The sequence below is a fragment of the Streptomyces sp. NPDC097640 genome (assembly GCF_040302705.1).
Lineage (GTDB): Bacteria > Actinomycetota > Actinomycetes > Streptomycetales > Streptomycetaceae > Streptomyces.
Window position 1 is genome coordinate 99,841 of the sequence record NZ_JBEOSB010000016.1, and the last position, 22,918, is coordinate 122,758.

A 22,918-nucleotide genomic window follows, 5' to 3' on the forward strand; every position below is an offset into this window, starting at 1 on the left:
TCCTGGCGAGCGCAGCCCGCCGCCACCCCGTAAGGAGCGCATTCCCCATGCCGCACATCGTCGTCGAGTACTCCGACACCCTGACCGAGGCCTTCGACCGCCGCGCCTTCGGCCTCGCCCTGCACCCGGTCGTCGCCAAGACCATCGACACCCAGGTGGCCGGCTGCAAGACCCGGTTCCGCCGGCTGGAGGACGCCGTCATCGCGGACGGCGCCCCGCACCACGCCATGATCCACATCGAGGTGGCGATCCTGTCCGGCCGGGACGCGGAGACCAAGCGTGAGCTGTCCCAGGCGGTGCTGGAGGTGGCGCGCGCCCATCTGGCGCCCGTCCCGGGGCTGACCGTGGGGACCACCGTCAATGTGACCGACCTCGACCGCGCCTGGTACGTGAAGCACGACGAGGTCTTCCCGGCCTGACCGCGGCCCGGCGCCCACGGCGGACGCCCGCAGGGGAGATCAGGGACCTCTCCTACGGGCGTCGGAGCGCCGTCCGGCGGGGCCGCGGGCCCCGGCCGAAACCGGACTTTCGGAGCTACGAGTTGATCTGGGTGGCGACCAGCGAGGAGAACGTGGTCAGCCGGGTGTAGACGCCCGGGGCGCCCGCCGCCGCGCAGCCGTCGCCCCAGGAGGTGATGCCCGCCAGCTTGCCGCCGATGACCAGCGGGCCGCCGCTGTCGCCCTGGCAGGTGTCCACGCCGCCCTGCGTGTATCCGGCGCAGACCATGTCCGAGGCTATGTAGCGGCTGCCGTACGACCCGCTACAGCTGGAGTCGGAGACGGTGGGCACGGTGGCCGTGCGCAGCTGGTTGGAGGAGGAGCCGCCCGAACTGGTGGTGCCCCAGCCGAGGATGCGGGCGGTGCTGCCGGCCGCGTACAGGCCGGTGTCGGACGAGGAGACGTAGGGCAGCGCGGTGTACGGCATGGAGGTCGACAGGGTCAGCACGGCCACGTCGTCGCCCTTGGTGACGCTGGCGTACGTGGGGTGGATCCAGATCTTGCTGACTCTCGCGACGGTGCCGTTGGTGCCGTTGCGGTAGGTGCGGCCGCCGACCACGCGGACGCTGCTGGTGGACTCGCCGACCATGCAGTGAGCGGCGGTGACCACCTTGGTCGGGGACACCAGGGTGCCGCCGCAGAACTGGTTCTGCGAGGAGTCCGTGATCTGCATGACGTACGGGTACGCGGTCGCCGTGGTCGTCGTGCCGCCGACGATGGGCTGCGGGGCGGCCTGGGCGGCGGTGCCGGTCAGCACGGTGGCGAGGGACGCCGCCGCGGCGACGGCGGCGGCGGTGAGGGTGGCGCGGCGGGGGAGCTTGAAGAACATGCTTCTCCTCGTGGCTTCTTGAAAGTGGGGGGAACAGGAAGCGGAGCGCACCAGGCCGGCGACCTCCTGATCGCCGACGGCCGCTTCACGCTAGAAGCCGTTGCACCACACACCCAATGAGGGTTGGCCCTTGACCTGTGGCATAGGGAAACCCCCATGTGCCCCGCGCCAAACCCGAGTTGAGCCCCACTTCAGCGGTGCTCCTCCCGCCCACCTCACCCTGTCCAGCGCGTCGCGAGTCTGACGATGTCGACGCGCGATCGGATCCCCAATTTCCGGTAGACCCTGGTGAGCGTCGCCTCCACGGTCTTGACGCTGATGAACAGGCGGGCCGCGATCTCCCTGTTGGTCGCGCCCTCCAGGACCAGCGCGGCCACCCGGCGCTCCATCTCGGCCAGCGCGTCCAGCAGCCCGCTCGACGGCAGCCCGCTCGGCGGCAGCGCGGCCGGGGGCGGTCCGGCGCCGGGGACGCTTCCCGGCGCCGCCGTCCTGACGTACGCGCCGTACTCCGGCTCCACCGCGGCCAGTTCCGCCGACACCCGCTCCAGCCAGGTGCGGGCCCGGGCGCGCCGGAAGACGTGTGCCGCCGCGTCGAGCGCGGTGCGCGCGGCCGCGATGTCGCCCCGGCGCAGCTCCACCTGGCTCAGCGCCAGCTCCGCCCGCCCCTCCTCGATCCGGTGTCCGAGCGCGCGGAGGCGGGCCGCCGCCGCCCGCAGCGCGGCGGCCGCGGCGTCCAGGTCGCCGCGAGCGGCCCTCAGTTGGGCCTCGGCCCGCTGGAGCACGGCCAGGGCGCCGGCCCGGCCCAGCCGGATCGCCGGGGCGCGCGTGGACTCGACGACCTCGCGCGCCTCGTCGAGCCCGCCGGTGCGCACCAGGGCCTCGGCCAGGTCGCCCTGCCAGCGGCCGCGCGCCGGGTCGGCCACGCCCTGCGCGCGCTCCATCTCCCGTACCCGGCGCAGCGCGAGGACGGCCCCCTCGGGGTCGCCGCCCACCAGCCGGGCGTGGCCGAGCACGGACAGGTTCCGGGCCAGATGGAGCAGGTCCCCGTCCTCCTGGGCGCGGTGCACCGCCTCCCGCGCCAGGGACAGGGCGCGCGCCACGCCGCCGCCCGACGCCTCGGCCAGCGCCGCGAGCCGCAGCGCCGGCCCCTCGCCGACCCCGGCGTCCCGGGCCAGCCGCAGGGAGCGGTGCGCGAGATCCAGGGCGGGCGCGCAGCGGCCCGCCCGCAGCTCGGTCTCGGCGAGCCCGCGCAGAGACAGGATCCGGCTGGGCACCGCGCCGCGCCGCTCCGCGAGCCGGACCAGCGCCGCGCCCGCCGCCCGCGCCTCCTCCAGCCGGTCGTCCGCCAGCAGCGTGCGAAAGCGCGTATGGCCGGGCCCGTCCGGGGCGCAGGCCAGCTGCTGGTCCTGGGGGCCTTGGGGCTCGGCGAGCGCCCGGGCCAGGGTGTGTTCGGCGTCCTGGTGGCCCATCAGGGCCTCGGCGCGCGCCTGGCAGGACAGCGCGAGCAACTCGGTGCGGCGGTCGCCCGCCAGGGCCGCGAGCCGCGCGGCCTCGGCGGCCTCCCGGCGGGCCCGCGGTAGCGAGCCGAGGACCAGCAGGGCGCGCCGCGACAGCCGGAGGCGCAGCGGGGCGAGCAGCCGGGGGTCGGCTCCGGCGTCGGCGAGGGCCTGCGGGAAGGCGTCGTCCAGGTCCGCCATGGCCTGCCCGGCCGAGTCGATGACGGTGAGCCACGCCCGTATTCGGTCGGCCGGGCGCACCGCCTTGGCCAGCACCTCCTGGGCGGTGTCGCGGGCGAGCTCCGGCTCGCCCGCGACCAGGGCGTCCTCGGCCGCGTCAAGCCGCCGGGCGAAGGCGGTGCGCACCGCCTCGGCGGGGGTGCGGTCGGCGGCGAGCAGGCCCAGGCGCGCGGCGGCCGAGGGCGCCCCGCGCTCGCGCGCGAGGGCGGCGGCGCCGGCCAGGGTCGCGGCGATGTGCTCGTCCCGGTCCGCGGTGGCCAGGGCCAGATGGCGGGCCCGTTCGACCGGGTCGGCGGTGGCTTCGGCGAGGGCGGCGTGCGCCGCGCGCCGGTCACCGGGCGCCGCCTCGGCGTACAGGGCGGCGGAGAGGATCGGATGCGTGAAGCGGACCGCGGCGTGCGGGTCGTGCTCCCGGTCCACGGAACCCAGCGCGGCCGCCTCGGCGAGCTCCGCCTCGGCCTCGGCGCGGCCCGCGGCGCGCAGCAGCGCCAGGGTGGGGCGTTCGGCGGCGCTCGCGATCAGCAGCGTTCGGCGGCCCGGCGCGGGCAGGGCGCGCAGCCGGTCGAGGACCAGGTCGCGCAGGGCGGCCGGGACCGGCAGCGGCTCGCAGGGGCGCGGCGCGCTGCCCGACTCGGCGAGCGCGCGGGCGAGTTCGAGGGCGAAGCAGGGGTTGCCGCCGCTGGTGCGGTGGATCTCGCGCAGCACGGAACCGGGGAGTTTCGCCGGTCTTCGTGCCCTCAGCACCGTGGCGACCTGCGGATACGACAGCGGGGGCACCGGCAGGACGAGCGCGGGCGGGGGCAACGCGCGTAGAAAGTAGGCCGGGCTGTTCCGTTCCGCTTCGCCGCCGGACGGTGCCAGGACCGGATCCGTCCGCACCGCCGCGACCATCCCCACCGGCAGCCCGCCCACTCGGCGGGCCGCGAAGGCCAACAGCTCGCGGCTGGGCGGGTCCATCCACTGGAGGTCGTCCACCACCAGCAGTACGGGCGCCCGCTCGGCCAGCGCCCGCAGCACCGAGAGCACCGCCAGGCGCAGCGTCAGCCCGTCGTGCCCGTCGTGTCCGTCGTGCCTGCCGTGCTGTTCGGCGGGGTCGGCGGGGCCGCGCCGCCCGGTGAGCGCCTCGTCCAGGGCGGACCGCTGCCAGTCGGGCAGCGCGCCCGCGACCTCGTCCGCGACCGGCCCGAGCACATCGATCAGGGCCAGATAGGGCAGTCGGCGCTCCGACTCGGCGGGGGAGCAGCGCAGCACCAGCCGCCCGCCGCCCGACACCTCCGCGGCCAGCGCCCGCAGTACGGTGGACTTGCCGATCCCGGCCGGCCCCGGCAACAGCACGCTCCCGCCGCGCGCCAGCTGCTCGCGCCCCCGGGCCAGCAGTTCGCCGCGTCCGACCGCGGGCTCCGGACGCGGTCCGGAGTGCCGTTCGGAATGCCATTCGGCATGCGGCTCGGAATGCCGCCTCACGGGCATATCCGCTTCCCTCCCGCTCAAACAGACATCTACCTATAAATCAAGGCGAGGCGCACAATGGTGGTGCGGCAGCGCGCCGCACTGCGCGGTCAGACTTGCATGGATCGAAGGAGGCGAGTCGTATGGCCGACGTCTCACGCCACAGGAGTGATATCACGCATCACCCCGACGTAACCGAAATGCGGGAGCGGTACGCACGCATGGTTGGTGCACGGGATGTTGTCTTCGTCGACGGGCCGGTGCTTCTGGCCGGTCTCTACTTCGCGATCTCCCCCTGGGTGGTCCACTTCTCGGGCGCCCGCCCCGACCTCACGGTCAACAACCTCATCCTGGGCATCTGCGTGGCCCTGCTGGGCATCGGTCTGACCACGGCGCCGCGCCGGATGTACAGCCTGTGCTGGGCGATGTCCGCGATCGGTGTATGGATGATCATCTCTCCCTGGGTGGTCACACGGTTCCCCGACGCCGGAATGATCTGGAACAACGTCGTTGTCGGCGCCATCACATGCGTCCTCGGGCTTTTCGCGGCGGGGGTGTTGATGCGCAGGAGCCGGGAGGCGTGAATCCACAAGTGAATTGACACGGAAACGGATACGGAGACGGATACGGGCCGTCGGCCGCATGACCTCACCGGTCGTGCGGCCGACGGCTTTCCTGCGGCGGCTTTCGGGTGACGGGCGGTCAGTTATGCGCAGGCCGCACAATGAGCGCACCCCCGGGGGCGTCACGTACACACCCGTAGGGACCACTCGAGGCAACGTCCAGGGAATGAGGCAGATCGCGTCATGCGTATCGCACTGAGCCAGATTGTCAGCGGCCCGCGCCCGGAGCAGAACCTTGCCGTCCTCCGGGAGCAGGCGCATCGCGCCGCCGCGGCCGATGCCCGTTTGATCGTCTTTCCTGAGGCAGCCATGGCGTGTTTCGGCACCCCGCTGGCGCCGCTCGCCGAGCCGCTGGACGGGCCGTGGGCCACCGAGGTCCGGCGGATCGCCAAGGACTGCGGAGTGGTGATCGTGGCGGGCATGTTCACCCCGGCGCCCGACGGGCGGGTGGCCAACACCCTGCTGGCCACCGGGCCCGGAGTCGAGACCTCCTACGACAAGATCCATCTGTATGACGCCTTCGGTTACGCCGAGTCCGACTCCGTCGCGCCCGGTTCCAAGGTGGTGACCTTCGACCTGGAGGGCGTCCGGATCGGCCTGGCCACCTGCTACGACGTGCGCTTCCCCGAGCTGTTCCGGGCCCACGCCGACGCGGGCGCGCGGCTCTCGCTGCTGCCCGCCTCCTGGGGCGCGGGGCCGGGCAAGCGCGAGCAGTGGGAACTGCTGACCCGGGCGCGGGCGCTGGACGCCACGGTATGGCTCGCCGCCGTCGGCCAGGCCGACCCCGCGGCCACCGGCACCCTGGCCGCGGAGGCGGCCGACCCGACGGCCCCCACCGGCATCGGGCACAGCGCCGTCGTCGGCCCCGACGGGACCGTACGGCAGCGGCTGGGGGCGACGCCGGGGCTGCTGGTGGCGGAGATCCACGCCGACGAGGTGACGGCCGTCCGCCGCAAGGTGTCCGTCCTGGCCAACCGGAGGCTGGGCCGGGGCGTGTGACCTTCGTACGGCGTGCCCTGCGGGCCCGGCGCACACTGGAAGCGCGCGCCGGGCGCGGGGGTGGCCGCGGGAGGAGGTCGCGATGGACTTCGACGTCGTCGTGGAGATCCCCGAGGGGTCTCGCAACAAGTACGAGATGGACCATGAGTCGGGGCGGATCCGGCTGGACCGGATGCTGTTCACCGCCACCAAGTACCCGGCCGACTACGGCTATATCGACCACACCCTGGGGCGCGACGGCGACCCGCTGGACGCGCTGGTCACGGTCGGTGAGCCGACGTTTCCCGGGTGTGTCATCGAGTGCCGGGCCATCGGCATGTTCTGCATGAGCGACGAGAAGGGCCCGGACGAGAAGATCCTGTGCGTCCCGGCCCACGATCCGCGCTATGCGGAGGTGCGGGACATCGGCGACGTCTCGGAGTTCGACCGGATGGAGATCACCCACTTCTTCGAGGTCTACAAGGACCTCGAGCCCGGCAAGTCCGTCGAGGGCTCCCACTGGGAGGGCCGCGACCGGGCGTACGACGAAATAGCCGCCTCGCGGCAGCGCGCGGCGGCGGCCGGGCTGGCCGGGTGAGCGGTCGTGCGGTGCCTGGCGGGGAGGGGAGCAGCCCGCCGTAGGCGTCGGGGTGGGCCGCCCGGGGGCTGGGGCGGAGCACCCCGCGCGGCGGAGCCGCCCATCGAGGAGCAGCCCGGTGCCGGCGTCAGGGCGTGGGTTCGGGCGCCGGGCCTCGGTCGTTCTGGAGGGTCCACAGCTCCCGGAACAGCCCGGGCGCGTCGACGAGTTCGCCGAAGGTGCCCTGCTGGATCACCCGGCCGCGGTCCAGCACCACGATGCGGTCGGCGACCGCGACGTTCGCCAGGCGGTGGGTGACCAGGACGACCGCGCGGTCCTCCGCCAGCCGCCGCAGCCCCGCGAAGATACGGTGCTCGGCGCGCGCGTCGAGGGCGCTGGTGGGCTCGTCCATCACCAGCAGCCCGGCGGGCCGGTGGAAGGCGCGGGCCAGGGCGATCCGCTGCCACTGGCCGCCGGACAGCTCCACCCCGCCCCACCACTGCCGGGCCAGCAGCGTGTCCAGGCCGCTGCGCAGCCCGTCCAGGACCTCGTGCGCCCCGGAGTGCGCGGCGGCCTCCCTCACCGCCTCGTCCCCGCCGTGCGGCTGGCCGAGCGTGATGTTCTCGCGGGCGGTCAGCGGCCAGTGGGCGTAGTCCTGGGGGACGACCGCGGTCTGCCGCCACAGCGCGTCCGGGTCGAGGTCCCCGGTCTTGACGTCGTCCCAGGTGACCGCGCCGCCCGACGGCAGATACAGCCCCGTGAGCAGCTTGCTGAGCGTGGTCTTGCCGGAGCCGTTCTCGCCGACCAGGGCGAGGACTTCGCCGCGCCGGACCTCCACGCTCACCTCGTCCAGGGCCGGCGCGTCCGACTCCGGATAGCGGTAGGTGACCGCCTCGGCCCTGACCACCTTCGGCGCGGACGCGACCCGCCCGCCGCGCCGCACCCGGTGGCCGCCCGCCTCCTCGATGAACTCCGCCCAGTCGTCCAGATACAGTCCGGTGCGGAACAGCCGGGTGCCGTAGCCCACCATGCCGCGCAGCGAGGAGCCCACCGTGCGCAGCGCGAAGACCGCGGTCCCCGCCGAGGCGACGGACATCCGCCCCGAGCCCAGCAGCAGCGCCAGCGCCGCCCACACCAGCCCGGAGGCGGCCCCTCCGGCCAGCGCGCCCAGCACCGCGTACCGCGCGCCCCGGTGGGCCGCCCGGTCGGTCGCGGCGTCGACCCGCGCGCCGATGGCGCGGTAGCGGCCGAGGAGGAAGGCCGCCATGGTGCCCGAGCGCAGCTGGTCGGCGATGTCCTTGTCGACCATGTACCAGCGCAGCAGCCCGAGCGTGCGCCGCTCGGCGCTCATCGCGCGCGAGGTCTCGTAGTGCACCCGGGCCGCCTTCATCCCGGCCACGCCCTGCGGCAGCGCGGCGAGCAGCAGCAGCGGCAGCAGCGCCGGGTGCAGTACGGTCACCACGCCCGCCGCCGCCACCAGGGAGGCGAGGCAGGCCGTCAGCTGCTGGGACTCGATGATCAGGTCCTGGGCGACGACGGCGCCCCGGTCGGCCGCGTCCCACTTGTCGTTGAACCCGGGGTTGTCGTACGCCGCCAGTTCGGCGTTGATCGCCGCGTGCAGCATCCGCATCTCGGCCTCCCGGGAGATCCGGGGGGCCAGCCGGGTGGAGATGTTGGACACGCCGATGCCCAGCAGCGCCCGTAACCCGGCCGCCCCGGCGAGCACCGCGAGCGAGGGCAGCGCCTCCTGGAGCCGGTCGGACATGTGACCGGAGGAGATCAGTGCCGTGATCGTGCCGGTGGTGGCCAGCAGCCCGAACGCCTCGAAGAACCCCGACAGCACCTGGCACAGCACCAGCGCGACCACCGCCCTGCGGTCCACCTGCCAGCCGAGCGCGAGCGCCCGCCGCACCAGCAGCGGCAGCCTGCGCGCCATGGACCGGCTGTTGATCGGGTTCCGCTCGAGCGCCGCGAGCGTGGCCGACCGGTACCGCAGCTCCTCGGTGGGCCGTTCGGCCGGCTGGTCGGAGGTCTGGGTCGCCATGGATCCCCCTTGCGGCGGTGCGTCGGCCCCACACGCTGCCGTACGGCCCACCGCGGCGTCCGGCATACGGCGCGGATCCACCCGAACGGGGCATGGCGCGGCGCCCCGGCCGGCGGGGTCAGGCCCGGCCGCGCGTCTTCTGGGAGCCGCGGGAGAGCGAGTCGAGGACGACGGCGGCGAGCAGCACCCCGCCAGTGATCATGAACTGGAGGGCCGACTGGATGTTCAGCAGGGCCATACCGGACGCGAGCGACTCGATCACCAGGATGCCCAGCACCGCGCTCCACGTCCTGCCGTGGCCGCCGAACAGGCTGGTGCCGCCGATGACGGCCGCCGCCAGGGCGTTCAGCAGCAGGATCGCGGAGCCGGAGGGCTGGCTGACCGAGGTGATCCGCGAGGCCAGGAACAGGCCGCCCAGCGCGGCCATCGTGCCCGACGCCATGAGGACCGAGATCCGCACCCACGCCACCCGGACCCCGGCCCGCCGGGCCGCCTCGACGCCGCCGCCCAGCGCGTAGACCGAGCGGCCGTAGGGCGTACGGCGCAGCAGCACGTCCAGCAGGGCCACCAGCACGACGAAGATCAGCAGGGCGAGCGGCAGGCCCTGGAACCGGTTGAGCACATAGGCGGCCGCGAACGCGACCACCGCGATCGCGCCGGTGCGCACCGCGATCTCGTGGAGCGGCCGGTACGGCATGGCGGCGGCCTTGCGGCGCCACCGGTCGCGGTAGGCGGCGAGGAAGAAGGCGGTGGGGCCGAGGGCGGCGAGGCCGTAGGCGGCGGCGATGTCATGGAAGTAGTAGCTGGTCAGTTTGGCGACGAGCCCCTGGTCGTGGAGGTTGATCGTGCCGCTCTGGCCGAGGAGGTAGAGGGTGAGGCCGTTCCAGGCCAGCAGGCCGGCGAGGGTGACGACGAAGGCCGGTACGCCGAATCTGGCGAAGAAGAACCCGTGCACGACGCCGATCAGGGCGCCCAGGAGCACCGCGATGACCAGGGCGAGCCACTCCGGCAGGCCCTGGTTGACGTTCAGCACGGCGAAGGCGGCCGCCGCCAGCCCGCTGACCGAGCCGACCGACAGATCGATCTCCCCGATGAGCAGCACGAAGACGACGCCGACCGCGATCAGCCCGGTGCCCACGATGTCCACGCTCAGGTTGGACAGATTGCGCGGCGAGAGGAAGTTGCTGTTCAGGATCTCGAAGACGGCCCAGAGCAGGATCAGGCCGAGGACGACCGGCAGCGAGCCCAGTTCGCCGCTGCCCAGGCGCCGCCGGAACTCGCCGAACACGCCGTCCTCGGCGCGCCGGGCGGGCGCCGGGGCGCGGGCGCTCACGGCCCCGCCTCCCCGGCGCGGGGCGGCCGGCGGGCATGGGAGGTGGCGCCGGTGATGGAGGAGATGATCTGTTCCTGGGAGGTGGTGGTCACATCGAAGAAGCCGTTGTTACGCCCCAGCCGCAGCACCGCGGCGTGGTCCGCGACGGCCTTGACGTCGCCCATGTTGTGGCTGATCAGCAGCACCCCCAGACCGTGGTCGCGCAGCCGCTCCACCAGGTCGAGGACGTGCGAGGTCTGCTCGACGCCGAGGGAGGCGGTGGGCTCGTCGAGCAGCAGGAGCCTGGGCTCGCCCAGCAGCGCCCGGGAGATCGCGACGGTCTGCCGCTGGCCGCCGGACAGGGTGGCCACCGGGACGCGTACGTCGGGGACGCGGATGGACAGCGCCGCCAGCAGTTCGCGGGTCCGGCGCTCCATCTCCACCTCGTCGAGGATGCCGAATCTGCGCACCTCGCGGCCGAGGAAGACATTGCCGACGACATCGAGGTTCTCGCACAGCGCCAGGTCCTGGTAGACGGTCGCGATGCCCAGGCTCTGCGCGTCGTGGGGGCGCTTGACCTGGACCGCGCGGCCCTCCCACGCGAAGACGCCCCGGTCGGCGGGGCCGACCCCGGCGATCACTTTGACCAGGGTGGACTTGCCGGCGCCGTTGTCCCCCAGCAGGGCGACGACCTCACCGGTGTGGATCTCCAACTCGACGTCGGCGAGCGCCTGGACGGCGCCGAACCGCTTGGAGACATCGCGCAACGCCAGCAGAGGTGCAGCCGGCACGGTAACCATCTCCCCTAGGGCATGAGCCCGGCCCTCACACAGGCCGGCCGGTACTCCGGGGTGCAGATCTGGCGAATCGTGTACATGCCGTCCTTGACCACCGTCTGCCGGATGTTGTGGACGGTCAGCGGGATCGGGTGGAGCAGCACGGCCGGGATGTCGCCGCGGACCCGGTCCCGGGCGATCGGGCCGGGGCCCGAGCCCCGGGCCAGGTTGACGGCGATCCGGGCGGCGGCGTACGCCTCGGGCTTGAAGGGCTTGTAGACGCTCATGTACTGCTTGCCCTCCACGATGCGCTGTACGGCGGCGAGTTCGGCGTCCTGGCCGGTGACCGGGGGTATCGGCCGGATGCTGTTGGCCCTGAGGGCGGCGATCACCCCGGAGGCGATGCCGTCGTTGGCGGCGTAGACGCCGTCGATGCGGTGCGGGCCGAGCGCGGCGATGGCGCCGGACATGTTGGTGTAGGCGTTCTCCGGCCGCCAGCCCGCCGTGTCGTACGACTTCTCGATCCTGACCCTGCCGTGGAGGACGGACAGCGCTCCCTTCTTGAACGCGACCCCGTTGGGGTCGGCCAGGTCGCCGTTCATCATGACGATCCCGGCGCCGCGCGCCCGCGGGCCCATGGCCCTCAGCAGCGCCTTCGCCTGGAGCCTGCCGACCTCCTGGCCGTCGAAGGAGACATAGGCCGAGATGGGGCCCTCGGCGAGGCGGTCGTACGAGACGACGGGGATGCGCGCGTTCCGTGCCTTCTCGACGGCGGGGTGCATCGCCTTGGCGTTCACGGGGACCAGGAGCAGGGCGTTCACCCCCTTGATGATCATCGAGTCCACCTGATGCTGCTGGAGGGCCACGTCCCCCTGGGCGCTGACCGCCTGCACCGTGCAGGCGGGGCACAACTGCCCGATCCGCCGTTCGATCAGGGGCCGGTCGAACCGGTCCCAGCGCGGGGTGGTGCTGTCCGGCAGCAGCAGGCCGATCGTCGGGTGGCCCGTCGTCGGGGGCGGGACGGGCCGTACGACGGTGCCGGACTCGGCCGCCTTGCCGCAGGCGCCCAGGGCGAGGGCCAGCGAGGCCGCGACCGCGAGGAGGGCGGCATGGCGCCGATGGGCTCTCACGGTGCGAAGCACCTCCTCACCCGGCACCGGGCGGGGCGGCTCCGGATCCGGCTCCGGTTCCGGCTCCGGATCCGGATTCCGGCCCGGCTCGGGTCCGGCTCACTGCGTTCCGTCCCCGTCCCCGTCCCCGTCCCCGTCCCCGTCCCCGTCGGCCGTCCGGCCCGCGGCGACCACGAGCTCGCCCCACACCTGCTTGCCGCCGCTGACCGGCACCGAGCCCCAGGTCGCCGACATCGCCTCGACCAGGAGCAGGCCCCGGCCGCCGGTCGACTCCCAGTCCACGAGCACCGGCTTGGCGGGCGCCCGCGGCGACGCGTCGCTCACCGCGATCCGCAGCCGGTCCCCGGCCAGCGTGAGGTCCAGCCGCACCGGGCCCTGCGTGTGCACCAGGGCGTTGGTGACCAGCTCCGAGACGACGAGCAGGACCATGTCGGACTCCTCCGCCACGCGCCAGGAGCGCAGCGTGCGCGCGGTGAAGCGGCGCGCGTGCATCACGGCGTCGGGCAGCCGCCACACCGCCCACCCGGCCCGGATCGGCCGGACCTTCATCCCGTCGTAGCGCAGCAACAGCAGGGCCACATCGTCGTCGCGCCGGCTGAGGTCGCCCAGCAGCGAGTCGGCCAGCCGCCCGGCGTCGGACGGGTCCGCCTCCGAGAGCGCCCGTCGCACCCGCAGCAGGCCGTCGTCCAGGGGGAGGGCCGCGGACTCCACCAGGCCGTCCGTCAGCAGCGTGAGCACCGTGCCCGGGGCCAGCCCGACCGCCGTCATGGCGAACTCCGCGTCGGCGAGCACCCCCAGCGGCGGCCCGCCCTCGGCCTCCACCTCCTCGGTGGTGCCGTCCGGGTGGCGCAGCAGCGGCGGCAGATGTCCGGCCCGGACGAACCAGGCGTCGCCCTCCTCCATGTCCAGCTCGACATAGGCGCAGGTGGCGAACAGCTCCGTCTCCATGCCGACCAGCAGCCGGTTGGCGTGGCAGATCACCACGTCCGGCGGGTGGCCCTCCACCGCGTAGGCCCTGATGGCCGTGCGTATCTGGCCCATGATGGTCGCGGCCCCGGCGCTGTGCCCCTGGACGTCGCCGATCACCAGCGCCACATGGCCGTTGGGCAGCGGGATGACGTCGTACCAGTCGCCGCCCACCTCGAGACCGCTCATCGCGGGCAGATAGCGGGCCACGGCCACCCCGCCGGGGAGCGGGGGCAGCCGGCGGGGCAGCAGGCTGCGCTGAAGCATGGTGGCGAGCTCGTGCTCGGCGTCGTACGCGTGGGCGCGCATCAGGGCCTGCCCCACCAGGCCCGCCGTCGCGGTCAGCAGCGACCGCTCCTCCGGGCAGAACCGGTGCGGCTCCGCCCAGCCGACCAGACAGACCCCCACCACCCGGCCCTGGGCCGGGAGCGGCAGGACGGCCAGGCCGCCGGCGCCCATGTCCGCGAGGCCGGGCTCCAGGCCGCCGTCCGGGGGCAGCAGGGTGATCCGGCCCTCGCGCAGCGCGGTCTCCAGCGTGGGCAGCGCGCGGAGCGGCACATCGGGCCACTCCGACCGCCACTCGGACCGCCACATCCCCGGCCAGGCGCTGGGCTCCGGCGGGTCGAGGGCGGTCACCACCAGCCGGTCGCCCTCCAGCTCGGCGAGCGCCACCCGGTCGGCCCCCAGCGGCTCGCGCAGCGCCGCGGTCACCACCAGGCTGACGTCGCGGACGGTCATCGCGTTGGCCAGCGCCGCGGACAGCCGCTGCACCCGGGAGACCTCGTCGGCGGTGGGCCGCAGATACGAGGCGTCCGCCACCAGGCCGAGCAGCCGCTCCGGGGTGCCCACGGCATCGCCCTGGATCCGGCAGCACAGCCGCAGCCAGCGCAGCTCGCCGGTCGGCCGGCGGATACGGAACTCCAGGTCACGGCTGCCGAGCGCCATCTGGCCCGGCTCGACGATGGACATCAGCGCGGGCAGGTCCTCCGGCACGGTGTGCGCCAGCAGGGTCTCCACCCGCCCGTCGAAGGACTCCGGGGCGATGTCGACCAGCTCGAGCAGCTGCGCGTCCGCGTCGATCCGCCCGGTGTCCAGCACCAGGGTGAACGAGCCGACGTGCAGATGGTCCAGCGCGGAGCGCAGCACCGACAGCGGCCCGGTCCGGGCCGGGGCCCCGCCGCTTGCCCGGTCGCCCGCCTTGAGCTGGGCGGCGATCTGATCGGCGTACAGCTCCAGGAAATTGCGCTGCTCGGCGTCGAAGCCGTCCCCCGGATACACCACGACCAGACAGCCCAGCCGTCTGCCGTCCGCCCCCAGCGGCAGCGCGCCCAGCGACATATCGGCCGGGAGGGCCCGCTGGGCGCCCTCCCCGTAGGCGGCGAGCTTCGCGGAGGTCGACCACTGGGGCCGGCCGGTGCGGAAGGCGTCGGCGACGGGGGAGCGCCCGGACAGCGGATAGCTGGTCGGCAGGCCGTACAGGGCGCGCGGGCCGCCGGCCGTCTCGGTGAGCCGCAGCTCGTCGCCGTCCGGGGACAGTACGTACACGGCGGTCAGCGCCGCCGTGGCGAACACCAGGGCCTGCTCCGTCACGGCGCCCTCCACCGTGAGGTCCACTCCGGAGCCGCCTTGGCCGGCCATTGCGCCATTCCACCTCCTGGCGCGCCCGTGTGCCCGCCCGGACAAGCGAGGGCGCTCACACCATCAGGATGGCATAGCCGGCGCGGAACCAGCGGGGTGCGGAGGCAGGTTTGGGCCGGGGCTCAGCCGTGCGCCAGTGCGGTCGCGAGCCGCCGGGCCTCGTCCACGGCGTGGGAGATGTCGCCGACGGGGAAGCGGACATGCCGGACGGTCCGCCGCGGGTCGAGGACGAGGACGGCGCGCTTGAGCCGGAGCCTGCCCGCGCCGTGGAAGGTGGGCAGCCGCAGGGCGGCGGCGAGGCTCAGCCGGTGGTCGGACAGCAGCGGGTAGGGCACGGACTCGGCGCGGGCGAAGGCCGCCTGCTCGTCCGGGAGTTGGGTGCTGACGCCGTGGACGGCCACGCCCGCGTCCCGCAGCGCGGGCCAGGCGTCGCGGAAGAGGCGGTTCTCCAGGGTGCTGCCGGCGGCGCCGGGCAGTGGCTCCTCCCACTGGACGCCGGTGGCCGGATAGCTGAACAGGACGGTCGCGGCGGCGTCCGGCGCGACCACGTCGAGCGGGGCGCCGCCTGTGGCGGGCAGCAGCAGCCCCTCGGGCAGCCGCGTGCCGGCCAGCCCATGGACGCGGGCGTGCTCGGCGCCGTCCTCCGCCGCCGTGGCGGTCAGGCTCCCGTCACCGAGGGCCCAGCGGTCGCCCCAGTCCTGCATGGCCACCAGCACCGGCAGCAGCGCGCGTCCGGAGTCGGTGAGCAGGTACTCGTAGCGCACCGGGCGGCGCTGGTAGAGGCCGCGGCTCAGCACACCGGCGGCGACGAGGCGGCCGAGCCGCTCGGTGAGGACCTTGCGGGACAGGCCCAACTCGGCGGCGAGGGCGTCGAAGCGCACCTGGCCGCGGGCGACCTCCCGCAGGATCAGTACGTTCCACCAGTCGCCCACGATCGTGGCGGCCTGGGCGATGCCGCAGGTCGCGTCGGCGTTGTGCATCCTCATGCCCCCATAGTAAGTTCCTTTTCGGAACTCACTTTGTTTCATCAGGAAACATTCAGCGCATGTGAGGAGCTGCACCATGACCGCCATCGCCCGCGTCGTCGCACGCGAGATCATCGACAGCCGCGGCAACCCCACCGTCGAGGTGGACGTCGAGCTGTCCGACGGCTCGCTCGGCCGCGCCGCCGTGCCGTCCGGGGCCTCGACCGGGGCGCGGGAGGCGGTGGAGCTGCGCGACGAGGACCCGGCCCGCTACCACGGCAAGGGCGTACGCCGCGCCGTCGACGCCGTCAACGAGACCATCGCGGACACCGTGGTCGGCCTGGACGCGGAGGACCAGTCCGCGGTCGACACGGCCCTGATCGAGCTGGACGGCACCCCCAACAAGTCCCGGCTCGGCGCCAACGCCACCCTGGGCGTCTCGCTCGCCGTGGCCAAGGCGGCCGCGGCCGCGCACCGGCTGCCGCTGTACCGGTACGTCGGCGGGGTGGACGCGCGGTGGCTGCCGGTGCCGATGATGAACATCGTCAACGGCGGCGCGCACGCCGACAATCCGCTGGACTTCCAGGAGTTCATGATCGCCCCGATCGGCGCGGCCACCTTCGCCGAGGCCGTACGCATGGGCTCGGAGGTCTTCCACACCCTGCGCCGCGACCTCATCACCGCCGGCCACAGCACCGGCGTCGGCGACGAGGGCGGCTTCGCCCCCGCCCTGCGCACGGCCGACGAGGCGCTGGACTTCGTCGTCCGCGCCGTCGAGCGCACCGGCTACAAGCCCGGCGAGGACATCACCGTCGTCATGGACCCCGCCACCTCCGAGTTCTTCCGGGACGGGGTCTACGACTACGCGGGCGAGGGCGTGCGCCGCACCCCCGAGCAGCACGTGGACTACCTCGCCGGGCTGGTCGACCGCTACCCCGTCGCCTCGATCGAGGACGCGATGGCAGAGAACGACCTCGACGGCTGGCGGCTGCTGATGGCCCGGCTCGGCGACCGCTGCCAGCTCACCGGCGACGACGTGTTCTGCACCAACGAGACGCTGCTGCGCGAGGGCATCGTCGACGGAGTGGCCAACTCCATCCTGGTCAAGGTCAACCAGATCGGCACCCTCACCGAGACCCTGGCCACCGTCCGCACCGCCCACCAGGCGGGCTACACGGTGGTCATGTCGCACCGCTCCGGCGAGACCGAGGACACCACGATCGCCGACCTCGCGGTGGCCACCGGCTGCGGCCAGATCAAGACCGGGTCGATGTCCCGCTCCGACCGGACCGCCAAGTACAACCAGCTCATCCGCATCGAGGAGGAACTCGGCGCCCAGGCCCGCTACGCCGGCCGGGACGCCCTCGGGCTGCGCCGATAGACCGGCGGCCGATGGGCCGCGCCGCTCACGCCCGGGCGGTGTAGTGCCCGTCGACGTGGATCGCGGTGATCCCGCTGATGTGCCGGGCCCCGCACCGGTCCTGCGGCAGCACCAGCTGCGGCCCGGCCCGGTCCAGCGGGGTGTCGTCGATGCGCGTCGCCAGCAGCACGGGCGCGCGGCCGAAGTCCGGATCGATCTCGCCCCAGGAGAGCACCGCGCGGTGCCCGTCCGCCCCCGTGACGTCGATCAGAAAACGCAGCCGGTCCTTGCGGCGGGCCGGGTCGAAGCCGGGCCCCGCGTCGTACAGCACATCGTGCAGCAGCGGGCCCTCGAAGCGGTGGTGCTGCACCCCGCTGGTCGCGCACTCGAAGCTGACCCGGGCCCGGTGCTGAGGCCAGGCACCCAGATCACGCACCCGGAGCCGAGCCGGCCGGGCCAGATCCCCCACCAGCCGGACCACGGCGAACGCCCCGGAGGCGGGCTCACCGGAGGGGGCGGGGCTGACGGGTAGGGGTGAATTGCTCATGGGCTTTCCACCTCCGCGGGAATCGCACGCCAATCCTGCCGTTATGCCCGCCCCGCGCTGACGCTAATCCGCATATGCGAGCCCAATGGGGGAATGAAGTCGCAGATGCGGCTTGAATGGCCACTAATGCCTCGCAGATGCGATCCGCGATGGTGGCGGAGAGAGACGCGGAAACGGTGAAGGCCGCCACCCGGACCCGGGTGGCGGCCTTCACCGTTCAGCGTCTGACGCTACGTCGGACGAATTCGGCTCACACGTCGAAGTAGAGCTCGAACTCGTGCGGGTGCGGACGCAGCTGGAGCGGAGCGATCTCGTTGGTGCGCTTGTAGTCGATCCAGGTCTCGATCAGGTCCGAGGTGAACACATCGCCCTGGAGCAGGAACTCGTGGTCGGCCTCGAGGGAGTCGAGGACGGCCGGGAGGGAGGTCGGGACCTGCGGGACGCCCGCGTGCTCCTCGGGGGCGAGCTCGTAGAGGTCCTTGTCGATCGGCTCGGCCGGCTCGATCTTGTTCTTGACGCCGTCCAGGCCCGCGAGGAGGAGCGCGGAGAAGGCCAGGTACGGGTTGCCGGAGGAGTCCGGGGCGCGGAACTCGACGCGCTTGGCCTTCGGGTTGGAGCCGGTGATCGGGATACGCATCGCGGCGGAGCGGTTGCGCTGCGAGTACACCAGGTTGACCGGGGCCTCGAAGCCCGGGACCAGACGGTGGTAGGAGTTCACCGTCGGGTTGGTGAAGGCCAGCAGCGACGGGGCGTGCTTGAGGATGCCGCCGATGTAGTAGCGCGCCATGTCCGACAGGCCCGCGTAGCCCTGCTCGTCGTAGAAGAGCGGCTCGCCGCCCAGCCACAGGGACTGGTGGACGTGCATGCCCGAGCCGTTGTCACCGAAGATCGGCTTCGGCATGAAGGTCGCGGTCTTGCCGTTCTTCCACGCCACGTTCTTGACGATGTACTTGAACAGCTGAAGGTCGTCGGCCGCGGCGAGCAGCGTGTTGAACTTGTAGTTGATCTCGGCCTGGCCGGCGGTGCCCACCTCGTGGTGCTGGCGCTCGACCTGGAGGCCGGACCTGCCCAGCTCCAGGCTGATCTCGGCGCGCAGGTCGGCGAAGTGGTCGACCGGCGGGGTCGGGAAGTAGCCGCCCTTGTACCGGACCTTGTAACCGCGGTTGTCCTCCAGCGCACCGGTGTTCCAGGCGCCCGCCTCGGAGTCGATGTGGTAGAAGGCCTCGTTCGACTTGGTCTCGAAGCGGACGCTGTCGAACACGTAGAACTCGGCCTCGGGGCCGAAGTACGCGGTGTCGGCGATGCCGGTGGAGGCGAGGTAGGCCTCGGCCTTCTTGGCGATGTTGCGCGGGTCGCGGCTGTACTGCTCACCCGTGATCGGGTCATGGATGAAGAAGTTGATGTTGAGCGTCTTGTCCCGCCGGAACGGGTCGACACGGGCCGTCGACAGGTCCGCACGCAGGGCCATGTCCGACTCGTGGATCGCCTGGAAGCCGCGGATCGACGAGCCGTCGAAGGCAAGCTCCTCGTGCGGGTCGAACGCCTCCGCCGGTACGGTGAAGTGCTGCATGACGCCGGGAAGGTCACAGAACCGGACGTCGACGAACTTGACGTCCTCGTCCGAGATGAACTTCCGAGCGTCGTCGGCGTTCTGGAACATCCAACTCCTCCTAGCCCGGCCGCGGGGGACGGGGATTTGTTCGGTCGCGCGGCTCATGTGCGGCTGACGCGCTGTGGCCGACCATAGGCAGACGGGATTTCCCGGGCATGACCCATTTGTTTCACCCAGGTTAACCGGGATACGTGAGATGTGCGGGGGGTGTGTGAGGCGGGGGCCCGGTCCGCGCGGGGGCGGCCCGGGGGAGAGCCACGCGGGAAGCGGGCCCCGCTCCACGGGGAACGTATGCGGTCGCAGTAACGTGGTCGGGTGGACAATAGGCAAGCAATCGGATCATGGCTCTCCGGGCCGCGCGCGACCGCCGAGGACATGGGCGTCGACCTGGGCTACCGGGGCGAGGGACTGGGGCTGCCGGAGAGCGGGCCGGGCTCCATCGCACCCCTCGGACGCCGCGTGGGGGCGCTGCTCATCGACTGGGGACTGTGCCTGCTCGTCGCCTACGCGCTGCTGTCCGGAGGCAAGGCACAGGCCGCGGGCAACTGGGCGCTGGTCGTCTTCTTCGCGGTGAGTGTGGTCTTCGTCGGCACGGTCGGCTGCACCCCCGGCAAGCTGCTGCTGAAGCTGCGCGTGATCTCCGAGAAGGGCGGCCGGCTGGGCCTGCCGCGCGTGGTGCTGCGCGCCGTGCTGGTGCTGCTCGTGATCCCCGCCGTGGTCTGGGACCGGGACACCCGCGGTCTGCACGACCGGCTCTCCGGCTCGGTGCAGATCCGGATCTGAGCCCCTGGATCCACCAGACGATTCAAACGACTGGGCGGCCCGGAACCGAGGTTCCGGGCCGCCCAGTCGTATGCGGTCGTGTGCGGAGTGGAGCGGGATCTCAGCGGCCCTTCGGCATCCGCATCCCCTTGGGCATCGGGCCCTTCGGGATCGGCATGTTGCTCATCAGGTCGCCCAGCGCCCGCAGCCGGTCGTTGACCGCGGTCACCTGCGCGCCGGGCAGCACCCGCGGCAGCTTCAGCAGCTTGGTGCGCAGCTTCTTGATCGGCACCTGGTCCTCGCCGGTGCCCACGATCACATCGTGCACCGGGACGTCCGCGACGATGCGCGCCATCCGCTTCTTCTCCGCGGCCAGCATGGACTTCAGCCGGTTCGGGTTGCCCTCGGCGACCAGCACGATGCCCGCCTTGCCGACGGCCCGGTGGATGACGTCCTGGTTGCGGTTCATCGCCACCGCGGGCGTCACCGACCAGCCGCGGCCCACGTTCTCGAGCACTGCCGCCGCCGCGCCCGGCTGTCCTTCCATCTGCCCGAAGGCCGCCCGCTCGGCCCGGCGGCCGAAAACGATCGCCATCGCGAGGAAAGCCAGGACGAAGCCCAGGATGCCCAGGAAGATCGGGTGGTTGATCCAGAAGCCGATCGCGAGGAAGACACCGAACGTGACGATTCCCACCGCGGCGACGACAAGACCGACCTTCGAGTCGACCTTCTTGGTCATCTTGTAGGTCAGGGCGATCTGCTTCAGACGCCCGGGGTTCTCGGAGTTTTCCTTCCTCGCCATACAGCGAAGTTTACGTGGCCTGGGAAGCCCCGGTGGACACGGCCTCCAGGACGTGCTGGGCCTCGTGCCGGTCCTTCGCCCGGCGACGGTCCTCCAGCACCGCGGTCCATGCGTTGCGGCGGGCGGTGCGCTGCCCGCCGCCCAGCAGCAGACCCTCCAGAGCGAGCAGCGCATCGGTGACGGACGGCGGACGTACGGGCGCGGCCGACATGGGTCCCCCTCGGGAGCGGCGAATAACCGTGTGATCGAAGCTCACACACAGAACGTTGTGTGGCTTAATCGTTACCCAAAGGTGTTACCAGTGCGTGACCGGCCGGTCAAACACCGATGAAGCCTTGAAAAGCCGACGATCTTGCTCTGACCTGCGACGTCCCTCAAGGCGCGGCGCGTGGGTGTGCCCGTACTCACATAGCGTGTTGGTCACATCCGGTGGTCATACCGCCTGCGCGGCCACCACGGCACCGCGCTTTTCGATCGCCTGCTGATAGAGCCTGCCCGCGCGGTACGAGGAGCGGACGAGCGGGCCGGACATGACACCGGCGTAGCCGATCTCCTCCGCCTCCTCCTTCAGCTCCACGAACTCCTGGGGCTTGACCCAGCGGTCCACCGGGTGGTGCCGGACGGACGGCCGCAGATACTGCGTGATCGTGATCAGCTCGCAGCCCGCGTCGTACAGGTCCTGGAGCGCCTGGCTGATTTCCGCCCGCTCCTCGCCCATGCCCAGGATCAGATTGGACTTGGTGACCAGACCCGCCTCGCGCGCCCTGGTGATCACCTCGAGCGAGCGCTCGTAGCGGAAGCCGGGGCGGATGCGCTTGAAGACCCGCGGAACGGTCTCGACGTTGTGCGCGAGCACCTCGGGGCGGGACGAGAAGACCTCGGCGAGCTGCTCGGGCACCGCGTTGAAGTCCGGGATCAGCAGCTCGACGCCGGTGTCCGGCATCAGGGCGTGGATCTGGCGGACCGTCTCCGCGTACAGCCAGGCGCCGCCGTCCTCGAGGTCGTCGCGGGCGACCCCGGTGATCGTCGCGTACTTCAGCTCCATGGACTGGACGGACTCGGCCACGCGGCGCGGCTCGTCGCGGTCCAGGGGCTGCGGCTTGCCGGTGTCGATCAGGCAGAAGTCACAGCGCCGGGTGCACTGCTCGCCACCGATCAGGAAGGTCGCCTCGCGGTCCTCCCAGCATTCGTAGATGTTCGGACAGCCCGCTTCCTGGCACACGGTGTGCAGGCCCTCGCGCTTCACCAGGCCCTGGAGCGCGGTGTACTCGGGCCCCATCTTCGCCCGGGTTTTGATCCACTCCGGCTTGCGCTCGATGGGCGTCTGGCTGTTCCGGACCTCAAGGCGCAGCATTTTGCGTCCGTCGGGTGCGACTGCGGACACGTCCGGCACTCCTTAGTGCTTGGAGAGGCATCGAATCTTTGGCGAACCCCAGCGTACGCCCGTCATTCGTACGCCCTTACGCCCAGGGCAACCGAAGGTCCTCAGACGGCGCGGGGCAGCGGCACGGCGGACTCCAGGACGGCCAGCAGATGCTTCTCGATCACCGGAACCACCTCCGCCACGCTGATCTCGCGGCCCAGCTCCTCCGAGAGCGAGGTCACACCCGCGTCGCGGATGCCGCACGGCACGATCCGGTCGAACCAGGTGGTATCGGGATTGCAGTTGAGCGAGAAGCCGTGCATCGTCACGCCCTTGGCGATCCGCACCCCGATCTGGGCGAGCTTGCGGTCCTCGCGGCGCTGGCCGGCGTTGGACGGGGCGTACTCCGGGCCGTTCAGCCGGGGGTCGAACTCCTCGTCGGCGACGCGCGGATCGAAGTCCAGATTCAGCCCGCCCAGCGCGCGGCGCTCCTCCAGCGGGTCCCCCAGCACCCACACCCCGCTGCGGCCCTCGACCCGGGTGGCCTCCAGGCCGAACTCCGCACAGGTGAGGAGCAGGGCATCCTCCAGACGTCGTACATGCGCGATGACGTCGACCGGACGCGGCAGCCTGAGGATCGGATAGCCGACGAGCTGCCCCGGCCCATGCCAGGTGATCTTGCCGCCGCGGTCCACGTCCACGACCGGGGTGCCGTCCAGGGGGCGCTCGTTGTCGGCCGTGCGCCGGCCCGCGGTGTAGACCGGCGGGTGCTCCAGCAGCAGACAGGTGTCCGGCACCTCGTCGGCGAACCGCGCGGCGTGCACCCGCCGCTGCTCCTGCCACGCCTCCTGGTAGTCGACGGCGTCCGCCCCGAATCCCAGATGGACAAAGCGCAGCTCACTCACGGCGGCAATCCCTTCGGACCTCGTACAGCGCTCCGGCGCCCGTCCGG

20 protein-coding genes are annotated in these 22,918 nt (G+C 72.5%); 6 read left to right on the forward strand and 14 right to left on the reverse strand.

The genetic code is table 11. The features are described from left to right. Window positions 1–47 precede the first annotated feature (47 nt). Window positions 48–419: a 5-carboxymethyl-2-hydroxymuconate Delta-isomerase gene (locus tag ABTY62_RS25045; RefSeq protein WP_311730013.1), complete on the forward strand. Its 372-nt coding sequence runs from the start codon at window positions 48–50 to the stop codon at window positions 417–419. A gap of 115 nt (window positions 420–534) precedes the next feature. On the opposite strand, the gene ABTY62_RS25050 is transcribed toward ABTY62_RS25045, so the two are convergent. Continuing rightward, window positions 535–1,326, reverse strand: coding sequence for a S1 family peptidase (locus ABTY62_RS25050; protein ID WP_352131676.1), 792 nt, complete (start codon window positions 1,324–1,326; stop codon window positions 535–537). A 215-nt stretch (window positions 1,327–1,541) separates the two neighbouring features. Further along, window positions 1,542–4,532 carry a helix-turn-helix transcriptional regulator gene (locus ABTY62_RS25055; protein ID WP_502997512.1) on the reverse strand — a complete coding sequence of 997 codons (2,991 nt, stop codon included), beginning with the start codon at window positions 4,530–4,532 and terminating at the stop codon, window positions 1,542–1,544. 122 nt (window positions 4,533–4,654) lie between these two features. Between ABTY62_RS25055 and ABTY62_RS25060 the strand changes: the two genes are divergently transcribed. From ABTY62_RS25060 to ABTY62_RS25070, 3 genes are all read left to right on the forward strand, one after another. Next, on the forward strand, window positions 4,655–5,095 hold the full coding sequence (locus tag ABTY62_RS25060; protein WP_352131678.1) for an SPW repeat protein: 441 nt from the start codon (window positions 4,655–4,657) through the stop codon (window positions 5,093–5,095). Between the two features lie 222 nt (window positions 5,096–5,317). After that, window positions 5,318–6,133, forward strand: a complete 816-nt coding sequence (locus ABTY62_RS25065) for a carbon-nitrogen hydrolase family protein (RefSeq protein WP_352131679.1) — start codon at window positions 5,318–5,320, stop codon at window positions 6,131–6,133. A gap of 82 nt (window positions 6,134–6,215) precedes the next feature. Then, entirely contained in the window at window positions 6,216–6,710 is a 495-nt protein-coding gene (locus tag ABTY62_RS25070) for an inorganic diphosphatase (RefSeq protein WP_311730008.1), read from the forward strand. Between the two features lie 127 nt (window positions 6,711–6,837). Here the strand turns inward: ABTY62_RS25070 and ABTY62_RS25075 are convergent, their stop codons facing one another. From ABTY62_RS25075 to ABTY62_RS25100, 6 genes are all read right to left on the reverse strand, one after another. Further along, entirely contained in the window at window positions 6,838–8,733 is a 1,896-nt protein-coding gene (locus tag ABTY62_RS25075) for an ABC transporter ATP-binding protein (protein WP_352131680.1), read from the reverse strand. A 118-nt stretch (window positions 8,734–8,851) separates the two neighbouring features. Continuing rightward, complete coding sequence (locus ABTY62_RS25080) at window positions 8,852–10,066, reverse strand: sugar ABC transporter permease (RefSeq protein WP_352131681.1); 1,215 nt, start codon at window positions 10,064–10,066, stop codon at window positions 8,852–8,854. Beyond that, on the reverse strand, window positions 10,063–10,845 hold the full coding sequence (locus tag ABTY62_RS25085; RefSeq protein ID WP_352131682.1) for an ATP-binding cassette domain-containing protein: 783 nt from the start codon (window positions 10,843–10,845) through the stop codon (window positions 10,063–10,065). Before ABTY62_RS25085 ends, ABTY62_RS25080 begins: the two co-directional genes overlap by 4 nt. A gap of 5 nt (window positions 10,846–10,850) precedes the next feature. Continuing rightward, window positions 10,851–11,951: a sugar ABC transporter substrate-binding protein gene (locus ABTY62_RS25090; protein WP_352131683.1), complete on the reverse strand. Its 1,101-nt coding sequence runs from the start codon at window positions 11,949–11,951 to the stop codon at window positions 10,851–10,853. 99 nt (window positions 11,952–12,050) lie between these two features. Beyond that, window positions 12,051–14,555 carry a SpoIIE family protein phosphatase gene (locus ABTY62_RS25095; RefSeq protein WP_352131684.1) on the reverse strand — a complete coding sequence of 835 codons (2,505 nt, stop codon included), beginning with the start codon at window positions 14,553–14,555 and terminating at the stop codon, window positions 12,051–12,053. A 122-nt stretch (window positions 14,556–14,677) separates the two neighbouring features. Further along, entirely contained in the window at window positions 14,678–15,541 is an 864-nt protein-coding gene (locus ABTY62_RS25100; protein WP_352131685.1) for a winged helix-turn-helix transcriptional regulator, read from the reverse strand. 76 nt (window positions 15,542–15,617) lie between these two features. Between ABTY62_RS25100 and eno the strand changes: the two genes are divergently transcribed. After that, window positions 15,618–16,901, forward strand: a complete 1,284-nt coding sequence (gene eno, locus ABTY62_RS25105) for a phosphopyruvate hydratase (protein ID WP_352131686.1) — start codon at window positions 15,618–15,620, stop codon at window positions 16,899–16,901. 25 nt (window positions 16,902–16,926) lie between these two features. Here the strand turns inward: eno and ABTY62_RS25110 are convergent, their stop codons facing one another. Together ABTY62_RS25110 and glnA are read right to left on the reverse strand one after the other, a co-directional pair. Then, a complete protein-coding gene (locus ABTY62_RS25110; RefSeq protein ID WP_352131687.1) occupies window positions 16,927–17,427 on the reverse strand; it encodes a molybdopterin-binding protein in 501 nt (166 codons plus the stop codon). Window positions 17,428–17,677: 250 nt separating this feature from the next. Beyond that, window positions 17,678–19,087, reverse strand: a complete 1,410-nt coding sequence (gene glnA / locus ABTY62_RS25115; protein ID WP_352131688.1) for a type I glutamate--ammonia ligase — start codon at window positions 19,085–19,087, stop codon at window positions 17,678–17,680. A 267-nt stretch (window positions 19,088–19,354) separates the two neighbouring features. Here glnA and ABTY62_RS25120 point away from each other — a divergent pair, with 267 nt between their 5' ends. Then, on the forward strand, window positions 19,355–19,822 hold the full coding sequence (locus ABTY62_RS25120; RefSeq protein ID WP_352131689.1) for an RDD family protein: 468 nt from the start codon (window positions 19,355–19,357) through the stop codon (window positions 19,820–19,822). 100 nt (window positions 19,823–19,922) lie between these two features. Here the strand turns inward: ABTY62_RS25120 and ABTY62_RS25125 are convergent, their stop codons facing one another. The 4 genes from ABTY62_RS25125 to lipB all read right to left on the reverse strand — a co-directional run bounded on the left by ABTY62_RS25125 (window position 19,923) and on the right by lipB (window position 22,871). Further along, a complete protein-coding gene (locus tag ABTY62_RS25125) occupies window positions 19,923–20,603 on the reverse strand; it encodes a DUF4191 domain-containing protein (protein WP_311729997.1) in 681 nt (226 codons plus the stop codon). Between the two features lie 10 nt (window positions 20,604–20,613). Beyond that, window positions 20,614–20,814 (reverse strand): SCO2195 family GlnR-regulated protein, encoded by a 201-nt coding sequence (locus ABTY62_RS25130; RefSeq protein WP_311729996.1) that lies wholly within the window; start codon window positions 20,812–20,814, stop codon window positions 20,614–20,616. Between the two features lie 222 nt (window positions 20,815–21,036). Next, complete coding sequence (gene lipA, locus ABTY62_RS25135) at window positions 21,037–21,987, reverse strand: lipoyl synthase (protein WP_352131690.1); 951 nt, start codon at window positions 21,985–21,987, stop codon at window positions 21,037–21,039. 101 nt (window positions 21,988–22,088) lie between these two features. Next, window positions 22,089–22,871, reverse strand: coding sequence for a lipoyl(octanoyl) transferase LipB (gene lipB / locus ABTY62_RS25140; protein WP_352131691.1), 783 nt, complete (start codon window positions 22,869–22,871; stop codon window positions 22,089–22,091). Window positions 22,872–22,918 lie beyond the last annotated feature (47 nt).